Origin of the sequence: Algoriphagus lacus (assembly GCF_003583985.1) — a bacterium.
In the GTDB taxonomy this organism is placed as follows: domain Bacteria; phylum Bacteroidota; class Bacteroidia; order Cytophagales; family Cyclobacteriaceae; genus Algoriphagus; species Algoriphagus lacus.
Genome location: NZ_QXML01000002.1, coordinates 128687 through 148188 on the forward strand (window position 1 = coordinate 128687; position 19502 = coordinate 148188).

A 19502-nucleotide genomic window follows, 5' to 3' on the forward strand; every position below is an offset into this window, starting at 1 on the left:
AGGCAACACTTTAATTTCTACAGTAAAGAAAAATAAGGCAATAGAAATAAAGTTCTTTTTCAAGCTATGCTTTTTTTAAATTAAAAGCTTTGTTGCCACTCCTTGCACCTCCTCAAATCCCTGATAGGCACAAACCACCGCTTCAAAATCTTCCAGTTTTCCCAAATGTTTTAGCGCCAGTGGATTTCCAAAATGAACTAGAATGCAAGACTTGGTTTTCGCCAATTTCTTGATTTCATCCAGCACAGCTTGATCCATTCCAAACTGATTCAAGGGCTTGTGACTGGGGACAAACACGGCCAAAATCACTTTTTCTGCCTTTTCGATTGGGGCAAAAGGTAAACCCAGTTGCCGGGAAAAGGTACTTGGGTTTTGAGTGAAAAATTCCCAGTAACCCAGTTTTCCGGTTTTTGCCAAAGCTCTGAGCTCTCCAGGATTGATCTCTTCAGAAATCACTGAAACGTAGTTTTCTGCCAGGTCTTTTTGGAGTTGGGAATGACTTTCCCAATCGAAACTTGGAACTTCCACCGGCTTGAACCCAATCACACCCAGTTGCTTTTTCAATGCCATGATCTTTTCAAAAACCGCCTTCACTTCCGCATCGGAGCTATGTTGTGCGATTTTTTCAATCCCTTCTTTCACATGGTCTGAAAAGCACAGAATGTCATTTCCGGCATGGAAAGCCTGACATTCGAGTTCGCCGGGCTCTGGATAGAGATTGGCGACGGCTTTCATATTCAGCGCATCGGAGATCACCAGGCCTTTAAAGCCCATTTCTCCTTTGAGCAAATCAGTGATCAATTCCCGGCTAACGCTGGCTGGAATATCTTTTCCTCCGGTCAGGGCGGGCACGGCCAAATGCCCCACCATGATGAGTTCCACTCCTCGGTCGATTCCGTATTGGAAAGGAAGCAGCTCTTCAGCTTGAAGTTGTGCCTTGGTTTTGTGTAGGATCGGCAATCCCAAATGGGAATCAGTTGCCGTGTCTCCATGCCCTGGAAAATGCTTCAGGCACGCACCGATTCCTGCTTTTTTCATTCCGGAATAGGAGGAAAAAGCCAATTTGGCAACTTTTTCTGGCCGATTTCCAAAAGAACGATAGCCGATCACCGGGTTGTCGGGATTGGTGTTCACATCTCCGCAAGGGGCAAGGTTCAGGTGAATACCCGACCGCTTCATGTCGAGGCCCATTCGATAGCCGACTTCTTCCACCCATGTTGATGCATCTGTCTTCAAAGCGCCAAGTGTAATGGCAAAAGGGTACTGAGGAGTTTTTTCTACACGCATGGCCAAGCCGTATTCCCCATCGATGCTTATGAGGAGAGGAATTTTGGAGATGGCTTGGTATCGGTTGATCAGGCCGATCAGTTTTTCAAAAGTGCCTGAAACGTCCAAAACTTCAGCCCGCTTTTCAAAGTTTGCCGCTGCCGAATGCCGACTGTGAAAAAAAGTCAACCCCCCGATTTCCTGTTCTCGGATCAGGGTTTCGATGGCCTGGTAATTTTCCTCAGTATCGTGAATAAACGCCGCAGGCGAGAAGCATTGGGCGATTTTTTGATATTTTCTCATCATTTTTTCCGATTAATAACTTCGATGTTCTTCATTCGGCGTTCGACATTCAATATTTTTCAATAATGAACACCGAACGCTGAACATCGAATGTCGAAGTTTAAGAATTCTGAATTTAGCTTTCTGACTTCTTCCCAAACTCCCTCGGATACTTCACCGAATAAGCCATCACAAATCCTGGAATAGTCGCAATCACCACCCACACAAAGAAGCCGGTGTAGCCCAGCCACTGCTGCATGTATCCGCTAAGCATTCCAGGGAGCATCATTCCCATAGCCATAAAGCCTGTTGCCAGCGCATAATGTGCTGTCTTGAAAATGCCTTCGGCCAGGAAAATCAGAAATACCATGAACGCAGCGAACCCAAATCCATAGCCCAACTGCTCAATGACCACCACAGTGGTTGCAAATGCGATGCTTTCGGGCTGGAGCCAAGCCAAAATCACATAACCGATGTTTGGGGCATTGATGGCAAAGGCCATCGGCATCATCCACTTTCCCAAGCCATCCCGTGAAATTGCAATTCCACCGAGAATTCCACCTGCCAAAAGAGCCACTACGCCCAGGGTACCATAGATAAATCCGACTTCGGTTGTGCTTAAGCCAAGACCTCCATCGGCCCGTTCATCGAGGAAAAACGGGGAGGCCATTTTGACCAGTTGGGATTCTCCTAAGCGGTATAGCAGGACAAAACCCAAGGAAAGTCCGATGTTTTTCTTGGTGAAAAACGTAGCGAAAACTTTTCCAAAGCTTGGCTGGTCGGCTTTGGCCACTCGCACTTCGATCACATTGGGCGTAGTCAAATAGTTGACTCCGGTTAAGACCAACATCAATCCCGCCACGACAATCATGGTCAATGACCAAGCTTCGGATGGATCTCCGAGGCTGGTTTCTAAATAGCCTGCGATGATCACGATTAAGCCTTGGCCTGTGATCATCCCGACCCGGTAAAATGTACTTCGCATACCGACGAAAAAACTCTGTTGATCAGGCTTGAGCGCGATCAGATACAATCCGTCGGAGGCGATGTCATTCGTTGCGGAAGCAAAGGCACCCATCCAGAAAAAGGCTAGGGTTACCGTGAAAAACTGATCTGTTTCTGTGGTTAATCCGACTCCAAGGAAAACAACAGCCAGGATGAGCTGCATGCTGAGAAACCATTTCTTTTTGTTGCCAAACAACTCCAAAACCGGGCTCCAGATCGGTTTGATCACCCAAGGCAAGTAAAGAAAGGAGGTGTACAATCCGATGTCTGCATTGGAAACGCCGAGTTTTTTGTACATGATCACTGAAACCGTGATGATGACCACATAGGGGATGGACTCGGTCAGGTAAAGGGAGGGAACCCAAAACCAAGGGTTTTTCGAGGTGTTTTGGGTCATGATTTTCGGAGTAAATGCTGGTAAATACTGATTTCGGAGCCATCGATGAGTTTGGCTCCCACGGCTTTTTCATAAAATTCCGCAGGGCCAACGCCACCGATGATGGCATAGGCATAGCCCATCTCTCGCATGGATTCCAGGGATTTGATCAGGAGGACTTTTCCGATTCCTTTTCCCCGTTCGGATTCCTGTGTTCCTGTAGGTCCAAAAAAATTCCGGGCAGTGGATTCGTAACAGGCAAAACCCAAAAGCTGATTTCCCCGCTGAGCAATCCAGCAAGAGATAGGCTGTCGGGAAAAGGCGACTTCCACCTCGGATTTCCAATAAGCACCAAACTGCTCCATAACCCATTCGCTGACCAGGTGCTTTTCAGGTGCAATCGCCCTGCGAAACACTATTTTTTCTTTTTCCAAAAGTTTCATCTCCAATTCGGAGGCGTTCGGAAGTTCCATCAGGCGAACGAGCATGTCTTTCATGGGCGTGAGGTTTTTGGGGTTTGGAATACCTGAGTTTGTACGATTCTTCCAAAATGATCAATCCATCGAATGGCGAGGTACTCCGTATTTAGGCTGGGCACTTCCAGCGACCTGGCTCTTGAACCGCCCACCCAAGCAGGATGGATCACCGTGTCATGGAGGGTTTCAAGGTCGTTACCACCTTGTACCAAAGCATACCGAATAGCTGGATCCAGTGGTTTTTCCAAACTGATTTGCGTTTTTTCCGTGGTGGTTTTCACGTCAAAAACCACTGGTATTTCGATAATGGCCAAGCTTTTTGGCTCGAAGGAAGGAGGCAAGGTCGGTCTATCATAGACTTCATCTTTCAGTTTGGAAGCAATGTCCTGATTTTTGACATAGATGGATTTCGCAGAGAAAAAGGCGTTTCCGTTGATTTGGGGCAAAGTCCGGGTATAGTTGACTTGGGTGGTGAGTTCTGCCGGATTTTTCCACGCTTCGTCCGAGTCTTCGCGGATTTTATAGGGACCGTTGCCAATGTAGACATTGGTGCCATAGCTGTTGTTGGACCACCAGTCGGCAAGCTTTCGATAGGACGCGAGAGGATGCTCCATGCTCCAGTACAGCTGCGGAATCAGGTAATCGATCCAGCCGTTTTTCATCCAAAGGAGCACATCCGCGTACAAGTCATCGTAATTGGTTTGCCCGGCTCGGGTAGGAGAACCCTTGGGGTCTTTGTCCTGATTTCTCCAGACTCCAAAGGGAGAAATCCCAAACTGCACCCAAGGTTTCTTGCTTTTGATGGTTTCACTGAGTGCCAAAATCAACTCGTTTACATTTTGTCTTCTCCAGTCGTCCCGGATCTGTCCGGGCTTTTTGTATTTGTCATAAGTAGCCTTGTCCGGAAATTCCAGTTTGGGTTCCTTGTAAGGATAGAAATAGTCGTCAAAGTGGATCGCATCCACATCATAATTGGCGACAATTTCGGAGATGACAGCCAGCAAATGGTTTTTTACTTCCGGAAGACCAGGGTTATAATACCACTTGGTGCCATACTTGAGCATCCAATTCCGATGCTTGAAAAAGTCATGCTCCGGGCTCAATTCTTCGGTTTTCAGATCCATGGTGGCTCGGTAAGGATTCAGCCAAGCATGAAACTCCAACCCTCGATCATGCGATTCTTTGATCATCCAAGTCAGCGGATTTTCCTGAGTTTTTGGAGCCATTCCCTGCTTTCCCGTCAAATACTTGGACCAAGGAGCCAGATTGCTGGGGTAGAATGCATCTCCGGACGTCCGAACCTGGACAATCACTGCATTGAAATTCAGCGATTTGTAGTAGTCGAGTAGTCTGATAAATTCCTCCTTTTGTTTTTCCCAAGGATCCGTGGAGGAAATCGGCCAGTCGATATTGGCCACGGTGGCAATCCACACTCCGCGAAATTCCCTCGGAATGTCCGGCATTTGATAACTCAAAGGTGTAAGAGCAACCGGAGGTTTGGGGAGGTTTTTTGCTGGAAGACTTTCGGTTGGTTTTTGCGATAAGGTTGGATTGGGTTTGGCGCTTGAAGCCGCTGGTTTTTTGGTTTTACAGGCAGCAAACAAAAGTGTACAGAGGATAAAAAGATAAAAGAGCTTTTGAACAGAGGGCATGAGGTAATCGGAGCTTTGATGTCTTAAGGAATAGGATTGGAAGTGTGGTCCTGGGAGACAGAGACCACATTTGTTAGAGCTTAGGGACTGGTTTGAGATTCAGGTCTGTTAGATTTTTTCGGAGTTTGATCATGAATTTATCTCCTGGGTCAGATTTGACCGTACGATAGTTGGGATCTGTCTCTTTCCATAGGTCGGTTGTCTGAAAGTTCTGGTACTCATGATGGCCGATCACGTACTCGATCGGATATTTTCGCTTCAGGTATCGGATGAGTTGCTCATTTGCTTTGAGTTGGGCTTTGGTAAGCGGCATTTCATCACTTCCGATATTTTCGATCCCGATGGCCAGATAGTTTAAGCCAATCACGTGCCGAGCAAATGTGGTGTCTGGCAAAAGTCGAAAAACGGTCCCATCCCGATCAATCAAAAACTGGCTGGATACGTTCAGGTTACTGGCTCCGGTCAGGTCAGCCCGCCCACCCAAAGTCGGGGGATTGAAGACATCAAAGGTCACTTCGATGTTATTGATGGCTGTCCAATGGACCACGACCATTCGTGGCTCGATGGAGGCTTTGGTTTTTTCCAGACCGTGACGGTCTTTTAGGTATTGGAGGGAGAGTTGTTCACGCTCCGCATTCCAGGTGATCGGTTTGTCGATTATTCGAAAGGTAGCTTTGGGGCTGCAGGAAAAAGCGATGATAGAAGCGAAAAAGAAAGAAATTCTGGTGAGATTGATTTGCATTTCTTCAGGGGTTGGGCGGTCTGTAATCTGCAAGCTAAACTAGCCAGAATTTGGGAGGAAAGGGTCGGCATTACCCCAAAATTTACTCCCCAGGTCGATAAACCCGCTTTGCGGTCTTCAAAACTTCCGCTTTGTCCAAGGTCATCGGCTTTAGTTCCCGATTTACAAACCGCTCCATCTGATCGGCATAGTGGGGACTTTCCGGTCGGTTACTTGATCCATACACGTTGATTGATTCCATCACAGGAAGTCCTTCTCCAAACTTGACCATCAGGATGTAGGATTCACCTTGGGCAGCTTTTCTCCTGCCATTTTCCCAAGGAGTCGATCGGATCGTCGTCAGGACATCATCGATTCCCCAGAGGGGCAAAACTTTATCGCCCCGCACCAATTTTTGGTATTCTCCCAGAGTCACCAATTCTTTTCCAAAGTGGGTTTCAAAATGTAATTTTGCAGCTTGAATGCCCTGAACTGCCTCCTTTTCCGACAAAACGGTTTCAAAACTCCTTCCGGTTTTCGCAAATTCATCCCACCAGTAGTAATAGATGAATGCAAAAACCGCTGCTCCTTCACTGTCCACTGCTGCTTCCTTGTTCCAGTTTTTCAATACTTTGATTTGCTTTTCTATTTCCGGATATCGGGCTGAATCCAAGCTGAAAAGTGAACTCATATTGGTTCGGAAAGCCAAATCGGCCGGCAAGGTTTGGTCGTATTTTATCCGTTCAAACTGTTCCCAGCTGATCGTTCCACTGTCGGGCATCAGTTCCCGAAACCTCAGCGAACGGTTGTTGTCTCGTAGGTCAAAGCCCATTTCCAGGGGATAATCATCCGGAAAAAGATTGTCTTCGAATCCGGTGGCTTTAAATGGGGAGTGATTGGTATTGAAGAGATATCCTGAAGGGGGATTCACTTGTTGAGGGAGTTCTGCAAAGTCATGAAATTCCGTCCAAAGTGTCTTTTTGGTTGTACCGGGAACCGTCCCCAAATAGTCAAATCCCGGCGTTCTTTTGGGCAAAAGTCCGTTGCTGACGTAGAAAATCGTGTCGTATTTATCTGCATAGACGGTGTTGAAATTGGTCAGCTGCATGGTCGACATGGCAGCTTTCCACTCTGAGAAATTCCTTGCCTTGTTCATCCTCCACCATTGTTCGGGCGCTCCGATTCGTTCCAAAGCTCCAAGTCGGATGGCAAAAGCTCCCTGCTCCGTCACGAGTGTAGGTCCGTAAATGCTTTTCCAGACTTTTTTGGGTACAGGTAGGGTGATCAGGTCCCACAGGCGGACTTTCAACCAGACGATCCGCTCTTCCAATTCCAGCCATTCGCCATCCACGCGGTATTCGTCGTCATCTTCCGGATTGATTTCCAGTTGATAGAGATCCAGAAAGTCCGGGGAATTCACCGTATGAGCCCATCCCAAATGTTCGTTTGCTCCGTGGAAAATCATCGCGCCACCCGGAAACAATCCTCCCAGAATGTTCCATCCTTCTTCGGACTGGAGATGCGCTTCATACCAAGCTACCGGTCCTTCGAGGGGTTGGTGTGAATTGATAGCCAGAAAGGTTTCTCCGGAATCTGTCCGGGAAGAATGAATGGCAATGGCATTGGAGCCCTTGGGCAACGTGTCCTCAGGGATCAGGTCTACATTTCCGTTGACTATGGCCTGAACAGCCCGATCTGCACCGGACATTTGGGCAAGGGAAAGAATGTAAGCCGAGGCGATTTCCTTGGGATTGATCGGGAAAGCTGGCTGATACAGAACCTCCTCCGGATGAGCCAGAGCATAGTCATTCAATCCTGCGGCATAGCCTTCCAGTACTTTTTTGAATTCGGGAGAGAAAGTCTCTTCGTATTTTTCGTTGGCAATTTTCTTGGTTTCCAGCAGATGTACGAAAAAATCCACCCCGGCACCCTGCTCGCCAAACACCCTTCCAACCAGGCCTTTTCCGGCCAAAACAGTCTTTTGAATGGTCTCAAAGTCATCTTCTGCATGTGCCCAAGCCAAGCCATAGGCTACATCCGCATCTCTTTTGCCAAAAATGTGAGGCACCCCATATTCATCCCGGGCAATCTCCACTTGGGTGGTATCCCAGCCGGATGGTTTTAGGACTCGTTGACAAGAAACGAGTAAGACCAAAAGAAGTGAAAGAGAAATCAGTTTTTGCATGTTCAAAGAAATTCCAAACGAAAGGTAATGTTAGAATGAAGAATAAACTTTTGGGTTAGTCTTTCAAACTTACAGGGATGAGTATCCGGAACAAAGTAAACAACCCAATGGTAAATTGGAAATTAGGATTTGCAAGGAACCTATTTGCGATTTAGGGGAATATTTTGCTTCCAGAATTCGATATTGGGATTGGAACAGGTAAGAATTGATACCTTTCCTGAAAAACTAAAAGGCAACATTTTCAACAAGAGTCACCACTTGATCGACTCAAATTAACGGTCAAATGAAAAATAAGAAAAGTATTTATTTCATAGTTTTTATTTCTCTTTTTGTTGGGTTGTTACACTTTTTGTTTGGGCCAAACTATCACGGTGCTTTTGAAAAGTTTATCCGTGGGTATCTAATTGATATTCTTCTTCCCTTGGATCTGTATTTATTGCTGCAAATTTCTTTAAGAGATTGGGTTGCTGTACCCAAAGCCAGATTTATCGGGGCAGGGTTCACCTTTTGTTTTGGGATACTTGTGGAAATTTTGCAACTGAATAAAGTTTCAATTTTTGGAAGTACTTATGACCCATTGGATATTTTAATGTATGGAATAGGGGTTGGATTGGGTGTTTTAATTGATTTGACTATAATTAATCGTTTTGAGATGATGGGCAGAAAATAATCCGTTGTTTCAATATTGGCATATAGCGGACAGCAATCTGTTTTCTTTCTCCTGAGATTGTAACCAAAAAGAAAAAGCCGACCATTTGGCCGGCTTTTGGGGGTGATTAAACACTTTTCTCTATCCTTTTTCGGACGTCAGCATTTAATTATCTGAACTCATAATCGACTCCACTCACCTGAGTCAGCAAGGTGGCCGGGGCATCGAGCGCCACAGCAGATTGTGGAGGAGTGGGGGTGACAGGGGAATTTTTCTCCAGGTAATTTCGGAGAGCTTGGTGAAGCGTGTAGGATGTATGTTCGGTATCTTTTACCCCTTTGATCCTGCAGATCATGTCTTCTGGGTCTCCATCCCGCTCACAGGCAGAGATTCTGTATTCTTTTGTCGGATCGAGGGGTTGGCCATTGACTAAAACAGATTGGACTCGTTTCCCTTCCTCTCCAAAAGCAAGAAATTTGACCTCCATGCCTTTGAATTTGACTACCCAGCCACCCAGTCTTTTGGAGGCATCAGACGCAAACACATTGTTCATTTCACGTTCCAGCCACTCACTGATTTGTTTTCCCGTTGCTTTTCCAATCCGAATCGGACTGTCCACTGGAAGCATATCGTAGAGAAATCCATTCGTAATGGGGATGTTTCCCGTATGATCCGGGGTTGCACGAGGAGGACAAAACCGAAATCCATTGGATAGTACGATGTCAATTTCCGGTAATTGCCAACTGAGGGCATCCAAAATCATGGTGTCGATGGTGTTTTCGATCACGAAGTAGCGATAAAGAGGAATGGTAGAATAGCCCACGACTTTTTGGATATCCTCCAGGTAGGGTCCTTCATTTTTAGCGATGAGTTGCTTCATTTCCTGGGATTCAGGATATTTCCTGGCATCGACTTCCATCAGCTCGTAGTGGTCGGATACCACTTTACCGTTTTCGATTTTCAGTTCGAGTTTTCCCACGAAAGAGCCAAACGCTCCAGGTTCGACTACCTTGGCATATTTTGCCTGAATAGGTTTTCGTACTCGCTCGTGGGTATCGCCGCCGAGAATATAGTCCACTCCTTCACAGGCTGGAAGATTGGCTAGGTGAATCTGCTGAGACAATCCCAAATGTGCTACAATGGCGACGAATGCACATTTTTCCTGGTTTCTAAGTACATCCACATAGTGGGCAAGATTTTCTTCCGGCTTGGTATAAATGATGCCTTTGCTGTAGTTGGGGGACTGTCTGACGGGAACCAGATGATCTGTGTATCCCAGAAAACCTATTTTTACTCCGTTGACAGTCCAGATATGGTAAGGAGGAAAAATCAATTCACCCTTTTTTCCCTCACCCAAGTCGTGGTACATGTTTGCACAGACTTTTGGAGCAATCAAAGACCCCAGCAAGTGCTGCATGGATTTTTTATAGTAGATCACCTCCCAGTTGCCGGGTAGGTAAAGATCATAGTCTAACGCATTTAGGATCGGAACCATTGCTTCTCCGGTAGTTTTGACCGATAGCTCTGATCCCTGAAACATGTCCCCGGTATCAATCAGGAAGCTATGATCCATCGTTTTCCGTTGCTTATCCAAGAATGTTTTCAGGTGTGAATACCCCCCTGTTTTACGAAATACGGATTGGCCATTTTCCCAAAACAACTCGTCATGAGCATGAATTTGACAGTGCACATCGGTGGTCTGAAGAATGGATAATGTAAAAGATCCGTTGGGAACTTCCTTTCTTGATTTTTCAGAACCAGGAGCGGCAGATGCAATTCCAGCCAGTCCTGTGCTTACTCCAATAGCGCCTAATTGGGCGATAAATTTTCTTCGTGAGGACGTCATTTCGGGTTGATTTTTTGGGGAGTGAACAATGTGGATTTCAGATCAAGGTGAAATCCACTGAAAGCAATACTCGTCCAAGTTTTCAAAAGTATGAATTCCTCAAAATCGAAATCGGTGACATTCCTCACAAAGACATAAAAAAAGGATTCCTCTTTCGAAGAATCCTCTTGAGTTCTGACTGATACTCAATCAGTGAGTCCCGCTTTTTTTCGGTGTGGTCATTCCACCGTCCTTACAGCAAGGATCAAGTTTTTCATAGGCTTTTGGATCTCTTGGGAGATTGTCGGCATTGTAACCGACTAGGGTTACTCGCTTTCGAAGCTGATCAGGATTGGTCTTCCCGTCGATGTAGGCGATGTTAAGCACTTTGGTTTCCAGGTCCAGGTTAACCGATTTCACACCTTTTTCGAAGGTCAAATCCTTCTCCAGTCGATCCTTACACATTTCACAGACCGCTGAAGTCTTGATGCCGATAGTTTTCACATTGGTTTGTGCATTCACTGTAAATGCGATTGCCAGGGCAAAGAGGGATAAAATGAGCTTTTGCATATCGTCGTTTGTTTAGTTATTGATTTTTAATCGGAAACCGGTGTAGATCATTCTGCCTGCGATCGGCCCCCAAGTCATGGAAGCGTCAAAGTTTTCTCCAAAAGGATTGGATGGGTCCACAATCGGATTTTCCTGTCGGAAATTTAAGATATTTTCTCCACCCAGATAAATGCTTCCCCATCTGAATCCTCTGGATATCTGTGCATTGACCAAAAAGAAGTCCGGAGACTCTGTTTCCAATCTGAACTCAGATGGACTATCGCTGGTGTCTGGCAGTCGCTGTGGACCATTCCAGTTTACAGTCAGATCGGCTTTCCACTTATCAAATCGGGTGGCATAGGCCATATTGAAGAAGAATCGATCCTGACTCTGGTAAGGTACCTGCTGGAGGATTCCATTGGTAGTCATCAAATTCTGGTAATTCTTGTAGGCAGCCTTCGCTTCGAACCGTTCTGAAATAGGATAACTCGCCTCCAACTGGAAGCTTTTTGCATACGAATCACCCTGAAGATTATCGATCACCAACAGGTCTGAGCTGATGTCCTGATCATAGACAAGTTGACTTTCAAACTGAGTGTAGAAATAATCTGCCACTACGGATAGCGGCTTCTCCTTGATCATCCAGCTGCCGGCCAAACTTAACCCGGAATTCCAGGAAACCTCAGGTTGAAGTTCTGCCTCGTATTGAATATCTCTAGAGCTTACCCACACCATGCTGTTTTCCATCAGGGCATTTGGAGTTCTGTACCCTTTTCCGATCGAACCTCTCAAAGTCAAACTAGGAGTGAAAGCCCATCTCGCATGAACTCTCGGGGTGAAGTACGTACCAAACAAGTTGTGGAAGTCAGTTCGACCTCCTGCCACCAGAGTGAAGTTGTCGTTTGGAATGTAGTTATATTCGAAGAAAGCTCCAGGAACAATTTCAGTTCTAAGGAAAGAAGTGTTCAAGCTTCCGGTTTGATTGGAATTGAAGCTTTCGTCAAAGTCATCCAGAAGAAAACTTACCCCGGTCTTATACTGGTGGAAGCTGCTTCCAAGGACATTTTGGTAAATGAAATTTCCGTAAAGCGTTTTTTCCTTTCCTTCGTAGATTCTTCGGCCAGCTCCTCCGCTGAAGTCCTGATACGACATGGAATATTGGAATCCCCAGCTTTGAGTAGGTTTGGAAGGATAAATCATGCCGATTTTTCCAAAGATTTCGGCCTTTCGGGTATCCATTTCATAACCGTACATTGGACTGGTGGCCAAGTTATCGTTGAATCCGAACCCAAGCTGACCGCCTGCGGATTCTGAGCTGAACACATTAATTCCGATCTGAGCCATTAGCTGATCGCCTTCATATTTCCAGCGATTCAGGAAGTTGACCTGTCGGGTTTTGGGCATGTCCATGAAGCCATCCCCATTGGTATCCATTTCGAGGAATTGCTGGCTGGCGTGAAACATGACTCCTGAGCTCCACTTTTCAGAAATTGGAATTTGTCTGTTGGCGTTGATTTCCAGTCTTCCAAAGGAATTCAGGTAGGAATTCAAGTACCACTTGTCCATGGATTCCGGCTTGAACAGTTCGACGTTGATTTGTCCGGTCATCGATTCATACCCATTGATCACTGATCCTGCACCCTTTCCCACATCGATAGATTGGATCCAGGTACCTGGGACAAAAGTCAGACCTAAACGGGAATTTAAGCCGCGGATATTGGGTATACCTTCCCTGCTGATCAGGACATATCGACCGTCCAAACCCATCATTTGGATCATCTTGGTGCCTGTCACCGCATCAGCGTAGGATACATCTACGGAAGCGTTGGTCTCGAAGCTTTCCGAGAGATTGCAGCAGGCTGCTTTTTGAAGCTCGGCTTCTGTAATCAGAATATTGAGAAAAGGAGCTTCATCGACAATGGCTTCGGTTCTTCCTCGAACCGTGACAGTTTCTAAGGATTCGTCTGTCTCAAATAGGGTGACCATCATTTTTTCTCCGAATACCGGAGAAAGTGTGTCCGACACGTAACCTATATAAGTAAAAATCAACCGATCAGAAGGTTGGATTTCCAGGAGTTCAAAGGAACCGTCGATTTGAGTGACAGCGCCGATTGATTTGCCGATAACCTGAATGGTAGCACCGATCAAGGGCTCCTGTGCATTGTTTTTTACTTCCCCGGAGACTTTGCCCTGGGAAAATGCTGTGATTGAAATAAGTAGTCCTGAGAATAGGATAAGTAGAGTTTTCATTAAAATGACTTTTTAGTGATTGGAAAATTCACAAAGCCCCTGTGAAGGGGAAAGTCATTTTAAATCAAAAAAGTCTGGTGGAGAACCAGCAAATCCGGGATAGGAATATCCGGAAAATACCGGTTAGGAATGAGAATATCTGCTTCAGTTGAGCCAAAACCAGCTATTGTGAATACATAAGCCAGCACAAATTCCGGAGAGATTTGTGTTTTGATTTCGGACTTTTTGAAGAAATCATCTGAATCTGCTTGGGCGATTTCATTTTCGCAGCAATCCATTGGGACCTTGGACTCTGAATCGCAACAATCGTGAGATTCTGGGTTAATCGTTAGTCCACTGCTGATCAACTTTTCGTCACAATAGTGCTTTGCCCAAGCCAAGTTAACCTGACCGGCAAAAAAGATAAGAAGCAATATCGATGACAGTAGTTTTTTCACTTCGGCACAAAGATCTTCTTTTTTGGCAAAAAAGAAAACCTACCCCAATAACGAACTGAGACGGGGTAGGTTTAAAAATTCTTTTAAGACTTACTTGGCAGACGCCGTAAACTTGACCACTTCGTTTTTCATTGGCTTGATTGTTTTGAGGTAGGCATAAATTGCTTTAAGGTCTTCTTCCTTCATCCCCGAATACATCAGCCAAGGCATCAGGGAGTTAAATTCACCCGGATTGATTTTGGGAACGACATAGCCAGAATCCTGATACTGCTTAAATCTGCCTACAAACATCTCTTCGGTCCAATTTCCGATTCCGGTTTCTTTGTCCTGTGTAATATTGGAAGAGGTGACTACCGAACCATCGGGAAAAGGAAAGCTTCGGCCTCCGGAAAAGGCCAACTCCGGTATAATCACCCCTTGGGGACTCACTTGCGTATGGCATTCAATGCATCCAGAAGCATTGACCAAATAGGCACCATAAGCGACCTGGTCACTCGGGTCTGGTTTTTTGCTAAGTGTTGCGTTTACCGGCATGGTCCTAAGAATCAGATTGACAGGAAAGTCGGCTTTTGAATCCGGGATTTCACTCGCTATAGCCGGCAGGGAACGCACGTAGGCGATGATATCATAGATGTCCTCAGGATCCATTTTTCCATAGTATGAATAGGGCATCAGTGGAAACATCGGTCTGCCATCATTGGTCACTCCGGTGGTAATAAGTCTGAACAGCTCTCCGTCAGTGTAATCTGAGATGCCATGTGGAGTGATGTTTTTGGCATAAAAAACTCCAGGCAATCCCATTGAGTGATCAAACCGATCTCCACCAGCTCCTAAAGTACCCGGAGCGGGAGGACCGGAGAATAGGGAGAAATCACGCTTGGAATGGCAATCCATACAGACAGCCACGTGGTTGGCCAAGTAAGCTCCCCGTTCGATTCGGTCAGGCGTGTATTCGATGGTGAGTTCAGGAGCTGGATCTACTTTGGGAAAACCCAGTTGGAGAAAAGCAAATCCGCCGATTGCAAGAATGACAACAATGCCTAGCAGGTAGGCTACTACTTTCAAAAGTTTTTTCATATGGTTATAATTTGATAGTTATAGGCCATATGGAATCTCGCATGCTGAATTAACATTCATCTTTTTGAAGATATCATCATGCTCGATTTCATAGTGCTTTAAGGTTGGGTAACAAAAATTAATAAGATTCCCACTCTTTGGAAACTAATCATTTTAAAAGTTTCTAAATCTTCAGGAAAACTAAATTTTTTCTGCATAAGATTCTATTGAGAATTGTCGAAATGCACCAATGAACTCAGGGAATAATTCGCACTTCATTCATTAAGTATTAGTATTTTGCCAAAAAACAGCCAATCATGAAAAAATATTTATCTCTTCTATTGCTCCTTATACTCGCTGCTCCCTTAGTGGCTCAGGATGATGTTCTTAAAAAACTGGACTCCAAAGCTGACTTCTATGGTGATATCGCAAGACAGATTTGGGCAAACCCGGAATTGGGATATCTCGAAACTAACAGTTCTGCATTGCTCCAAAAGACCCTGTCTGATGCAGGATTTAAAGTGACAGCCGGTGTGGCTGAGATACCTACTGCATTTGTGGCAGAATTTGGCTCAGGAAAGCCAGTGATTGGAATAATGGCAGAATTTGATGCATTACCTGGAGTTTCTCAGGCTGCAGTCCCTTTCAAAAGCCCAGTGGTTGAAGGTGGAGCTGGCCATGCCTGCGGTCACCATTTGTTCGGTGCGGCATCTGTGGCAGCAGGGATTTCGGTCATGGAGTGGATGAAAGAAAATAAAATCCAAGGCACCTTGAGAGTATATGGTACTCCTGCCGAAGAAGGTGGAGGAGGTAAAGTTTACATAGCCCGAGCTGGATTGATCAAGGATGTAGACGTGATGATGCACTGGCATCCCGGGTCTCAAAATGCCGCCGGGGCAACTTCTTCGCTTGCGAATATCTCTACCAAGTTCAGATTTTACGGAGAAGCATCTCATGCTGCGGCAGCACCGGAAAGAGGGAAATCATCCCTAGACGCGGTGGAAGCCATGAATTTCATGGTCAACCTTATGCGAGAGCACGTGCCAATGGAAACCAGAATGCACTACGTAATCACCAGAGGTGGTGAAGCTCCAAATGTGGTTCCTGCTTTTGCAGAATCCTATCACTATGTCCGCCATCCTAATGCACTGGTGGTGCAGGAGATTTTTGCCAGAATGGTGAAAGCAGCCGAAGGAGCTGCTTTAGGAACCCAAACCCGAATGGAATATGAAGTGATCAATGGGGTTTACAACCTGTTACCCAATGAAACTTTGGCCAGAATCATGCACAAGAATCTGGAGACAATCGGAGGAGTGACCTACACTGCAGAAGAGAAAAAATTCGCAGAGGATATTATCAAAACTTTCCCTTCAGGTGTCAAATCAACTCCTGAAGACGCTACGAAAATCGCTCCGTTTATTGTCAGTGAAGAAGGCGGTGGAGGCTCAACTGACGTGGGTGACATCAGCTGGCTGGTGCCTACAGTTGGCCTGAGTGCCGCTACATGGGTTCCAGGTACTTCTGCGCATACCTGGCAGGCTGTAGCTGCCGGAGGAACATCCATCGGTCAAAAAGGGATGATGGTTGCAGCTAAAACGATGACCTTGACTGCTATGGATATTTTTAAAGATCCGTCAGTGACAGGAAAGGCACTTGAAGAATTGAACAGGAGAAGAGGAGACGATTTCGTCTATAAGGCTTTGGTCGGGGATCGCAAAGCCCCGCTCGATTACAGAAAGTAAGACCTATTTTTGGGCTGATTTTGATTTTATGAAAAGGAAGTGCACGCTGATATGTTTGTTTTTAGTGCTTTTGACAGGAATATGTGGCGAATCAAACGCATTTCAGCAAGTTCAATCAGCGGATGATCGGCCCAAAATAGGTTTGGTTCTCAGTGGTGGTGGAGCCAAAGGAATGGCTCATGTGGGCGTGATTCGGGCTATGGAAAAAGCCGGGATCCGCCCGGATTACGTCGTAGGCACCAGTATGGGTTCGGTCGTAGGCGGCCTCTATGCAATGGGATACAATGCTGACGAGTTGGAGAAAATCATCCGTGGGATTGATTGGGATTTGATCATTTCCAACCGGGTAAGCTTTGAAAATATTGCCTTTGAGGAAAAGGAATACTACAATCGGTACCTGCTTGAATTCCCTATTCGGAACGGAAAAATTTCACTTCCTTCAGGACTGATTGAGGGACAAATGCTCTCTGAGGTTTTGCATTACTATACCTGGCCTGCCAGGAAGTATCAAAACTTTGATGAATTCCCGATTCCTTTTCGATGCATCGCTACTGATATCAGTACCGGTAAGCCGGTAATTTTCAAAGACGGATACCTCCACGATGCACTCCGATCGAGCATTGCCATTCCTACTGCATTTACCGCATTTCAGTTGGACAGCACCATGGTAGTGGATGGTGGGGTGGTCAATAATTTTCCCGTAGATGTGGTAAGGGAAATGGGCGCAGACTTTGTCATCGGGGTCAATGTAAGCGATGAGGATTTTATCAAAGCTGAGAAACTGGAAGGTTTTGGGGCTATTTTGATGCAGATTGCTATGGCAGAATCCCTTGGTAAAACTGCCGAAAACATCAAAATCACAGACATTTACATCAAGCCAGAACTTGGGCCTTACGGCACAGCCAGCTTCGGAGACTATGATGCCATCTTAAAAATCGGAGATGAAACCGGGGAAAAGTTTTACCCCGAATTCAAGCGGGTTGCCGATAGCCTTGGACTTTCGGATCATGCTCAAGGTATAGGATTGGAAGCCCGTGCCATTCGGTTTAAAGACATCAGTGTGATAGGAAATTCCTTGTTTCCTACTCCCTTGATTTTATCCAAACTGGGACTTCAGGCTGGGGATGAAGTGACTCGAGACGAGTTGCAGGAGGGCATCAACAGGGTTTTTGGAATGAATGGTTTTTACAAGGTGGATTACAGCCTTGTTCCCTCAGGTGCAAACGATTATGCCCTTCAGATCCGAGTGAAAGAAAAACCATCAAAACTTCTCAATACATCCATTCACTACGACAACCAGTTTTCCGCAGGAATCCTTTTGAATTACACGGCGAGGGATCTTATTGGTAAATCTTCACGTACGGTTGTAATTGCAGACATATCCGAAAATCCCAAGTTCCGGATCGACCACTACAAGTATGTGGGCCCAAGTAAAAAGTTCGCCTTCAATCTGCGCTTGAATTACCTCAACCAGGAATTACCGACTTATGAAAATGGAGAAGAACAGAACCTTACTGTTGTAAAAAATTCCAGGGCTGAGGCATTGTTGATTTCAACTTCCTCCCTTCAGCAGGCTTTTTCATTTGGGATGATTTTTGAAAACAGCAATTCCAAATTCCGATTTAACTCAATTTTTTCGGAAGGTATCAAAAGTGCATACCAGCGCTACATGGGAATAAAATTCCGCTATTACCGCAATTCGCAGAATGACCGCAATTTCCCGACAAAAGGTGCGGAGGGATTGATTGAATCGGTTTTCAATATTCAGGATTGGATTGGGCTAAACTTGGAGTCCGGAGTGGATACCTTGTTCCTTGACTCAGACGGAGAACTGATTCCTGTTCCGGTGACTACTCTGGATAAGCTGGTCGAAACGCTGACTCCAAAGCCTCATGCAACGCTTTATGGTCGGTATTCCAAATTTTTAAGATTGAGTCCGAAGTTTCAATTCAGGCCTGAAGTGGCAGGTGGTTTGGTGCTTTCTACCGAGGAAGGTTCTAAGATTTTCCAGGATTTCTATGTAGGGGGATATCAAAACATCCGATTTGGCGACACCCGATTTTGGGGCTTGAATTACGCTGAGGTGTCTACTCCAAATTTCATCAAAGCCGGTGCAGAACTCCAGTTTGTCCCTGTAAAAAAGATATTTCTGCGTGGAGGGCTTAATTTTCTCGGCTTCAGCAAACAATACCCCTTAGATGAGACAGAATTTCCGGATAAAGTCTTCCGAGATGAGACCTATTTTGGCTATGGTGCCGATATTTCTTACAATTCGATCATGGGACCGATTTCATTTGGTGTTTCGAGCAATTCTGCCGACAAAAAGCTGAGGACCTATTTCTCAATCGGTCTTTCTTTTAATTATTCAGATCGCTAAACCAGATTGGGATATAATTTCCGTTGGTGGAATTATATCCCGATTTACTCCGGCTTTTTTCAAAAAAATCTATCTTGTCATTCTGTATTTGCCCAAAATACCGAATACTATGGATAGACGTAAATCCCTCAAAATCATCGGTGGATCCGTGGCTGGAATCGCCGGTTTGGTTTTTGCCGATTGGAAGTGGCAAATCGTGGATCGGATCGCTCATACCGGCTTTTTCAGCTTCGATGATGAGCAATTGATCTCGGTGATCGCGGACACTTTAATCCCCGCTGGCCTTCCTCCTAAGCTGCCTACTCCTGATGCGCAACCTATCGGAGCGCTGAGTACAGGAACAGATCAGTTTTTGATCAAACTTTTCGAGCAATGCTATGAAAAGGAAGATCAGGAATTGATCAAAGCTCAGTTGAAATCCCTAAAAAAGTCGGGTTTTGAAGATCTTTCCCAAGAAGAACGGGAAAAAGCACTGATGGCGTTGAAAGATTCTGAAAATGAGGATGAAAACAAGTTTTACGACTTGATGCGATCCAATACGATCATGGGTTTTACTACCGTAAAAGAAGTCATGGCCGACTACAGGGGCTACCAAGTTGCTCCAGGTTTTTATCACGGATGTGTGGACGTTCCCCAAGTTTAATCACCAAACGA

15 protein-coding genes are annotated in these 19502 nt (G+C 45.5%); 4 read left to right on the forward strand and 11 right to left on the reverse strand.

What is annotated here, in order from left to right; genetic code table 11:
- Positions 1-75: 75 nt before the first annotated feature.
- The 6 genes from D0X99_RS04765 to D0X99_RS04790 all read right to left on the reverse strand — a co-directional run bounded on the left by D0X99_RS04765 (position 76) and on the right by D0X99_RS04790 (position 7963).
- The gene (locus D0X99_RS04765; protein WP_233553652.1) at positions 76-1572 is read right to left on the reverse strand and encodes a glycoside hydrolase family 3 protein; all 1497 of its coding nucleotides are present in this window, start codon (positions 1570-1572) and stop codon (positions 76-78) included.
- Between the two features lie 112 nt (positions 1573-1684).
- Positions 1685-2950 carry an MFS transporter gene (locus D0X99_RS04770; RefSeq protein ID WP_119476515.1) on the reverse strand — a complete coding sequence of 422 codons (1266 nt, stop codon included), beginning with the start codon at positions 2948-2950 and terminating at the stop codon, positions 1685-1687.
- Positions 2947-3426, reverse strand: coding sequence for a GNAT family N-acetyltransferase (locus D0X99_RS04775; RefSeq protein ID WP_119476516.1), 480 nt, complete (start codon positions 3424-3426; stop codon positions 2947-2949). The genes D0X99_RS04770 and D0X99_RS04775 overlap by 4 nt, the downstream gene beginning before the upstream one ends.
- On the reverse strand, positions 3423-5057 hold the full coding sequence (locus D0X99_RS04780; protein ID WP_233553653.1) for a glycoside hydrolase family 10 protein: 1635 nt from the start codon (positions 5055-5057) through the stop codon (positions 3423-3425). The genes D0X99_RS04775 and D0X99_RS04780 overlap by 4 nt, the downstream gene beginning before the upstream one ends.
- A gap of 73 nt (positions 5058-5130) precedes the next feature.
- Positions 5131-5799: an N-acetylmuramoyl-L-alanine amidase gene (locus tag D0X99_RS04785; RefSeq protein WP_119476949.1), complete on the reverse strand. Its 669-nt coding sequence runs from the start codon at positions 5797-5799 to the stop codon at positions 5131-5133.
- 82 nt (positions 5800-5881) lie between these two features.
- A complete protein-coding gene (locus D0X99_RS04790) occupies positions 5882-7963 on the reverse strand; it encodes an acylase (RefSeq protein WP_119476517.1) in 2082 nt (693 codons plus the stop codon).
- Positions 7964-8246: 283 nt separating this feature from the next.
- On the opposite strand from D0X99_RS04790, the gene D0X99_RS04795 reads away from it, so the two are divergent.
- On the forward strand, positions 8247-8633 hold the full coding sequence (locus tag D0X99_RS04795; RefSeq protein WP_119476518.1) for a hypothetical protein: 387 nt from the start codon (positions 8247-8249) through the stop codon (positions 8631-8633).
- 148 nt (positions 8634-8781) lie between these two features.
- Here D0X99_RS04795 and D0X99_RS04800 read toward each other — a convergent pair whose 3' ends face one another.
- From D0X99_RS04800 to D0X99_RS04820, 5 genes are all read right to left on the reverse strand, one after another.
- Positions 8782-10458, reverse strand: a complete 1677-nt coding sequence (locus tag D0X99_RS04800; protein ID WP_119476519.1) for a bifunctional metallophosphatase/5'-nucleotidase — start codon at positions 10456-10458, stop codon at positions 8782-8784.
- 189 nt (positions 10459-10647) lie between these two features.
- Complete coding sequence (locus D0X99_RS04805) at positions 10648-11007, reverse strand: heavy-metal-associated domain-containing protein (protein WP_119476520.1); 360 nt, start codon at positions 11005-11007, stop codon at positions 10648-10650.
- A gap of 12 nt (positions 11008-11019) precedes the next feature.
- Positions 11020-13236: a TonB-dependent receptor plug domain-containing protein gene (locus D0X99_RS04810; protein ID WP_119476521.1), complete on the reverse strand. Its 2217-nt coding sequence runs from the start codon at positions 13234-13236 to the stop codon at positions 11020-11022.
- 59 nt (positions 13237-13295) lie between these two features.
- Complete coding sequence (locus tag D0X99_RS04815; RefSeq protein WP_147392186.1) at positions 13296-13673, reverse strand: HYC_CC_PP family protein; 378 nt, start codon at positions 13671-13673, stop codon at positions 13296-13298.
- A 90-nt stretch (positions 13674-13763) separates the two neighbouring features.
- Positions 13764-14750: a c-type cytochrome gene (locus D0X99_RS04820; RefSeq protein WP_119476523.1), complete on the reverse strand. Its 987-nt coding sequence runs from the start codon at positions 14748-14750 to the stop codon at positions 13764-13766.
- Between the two features lie 296 nt (positions 14751-15046).
- On the opposite strand from D0X99_RS04820, the gene D0X99_RS04825 reads away from it, so the two are divergent.
- The 3 genes from D0X99_RS04825 to D0X99_RS04835 all read left to right on the forward strand — a co-directional run bounded on the left by D0X99_RS04825 (position 15047) and on the right by D0X99_RS04835 (position 19491).
- Positions 15047-16471: an amidohydrolase gene (locus D0X99_RS04825; protein ID WP_119476524.1), complete on the forward strand. Its 1425-nt coding sequence runs from the start codon at positions 15047-15049 to the stop codon at positions 16469-16471.
- A 28-nt stretch (positions 16472-16499) separates the two neighbouring features.
- Positions 16500-18848, forward strand: coding sequence for a patatin-like phospholipase family protein (locus tag D0X99_RS04830; RefSeq protein ID WP_119476525.1), 2349 nt, complete (start codon positions 16500-16502; stop codon positions 18846-18848).
- A gap of 109 nt (positions 18849-18957) precedes the next feature.
- Positions 18958-19491, forward strand: a complete 534-nt coding sequence (locus tag D0X99_RS04835; RefSeq protein ID WP_119476526.1) for a gluconate 2-dehydrogenase subunit 3 family protein — start codon at positions 18958-18960, stop codon at positions 19489-19491.
- Positions 19492-19502: the final 11 nt, after the last annotated feature.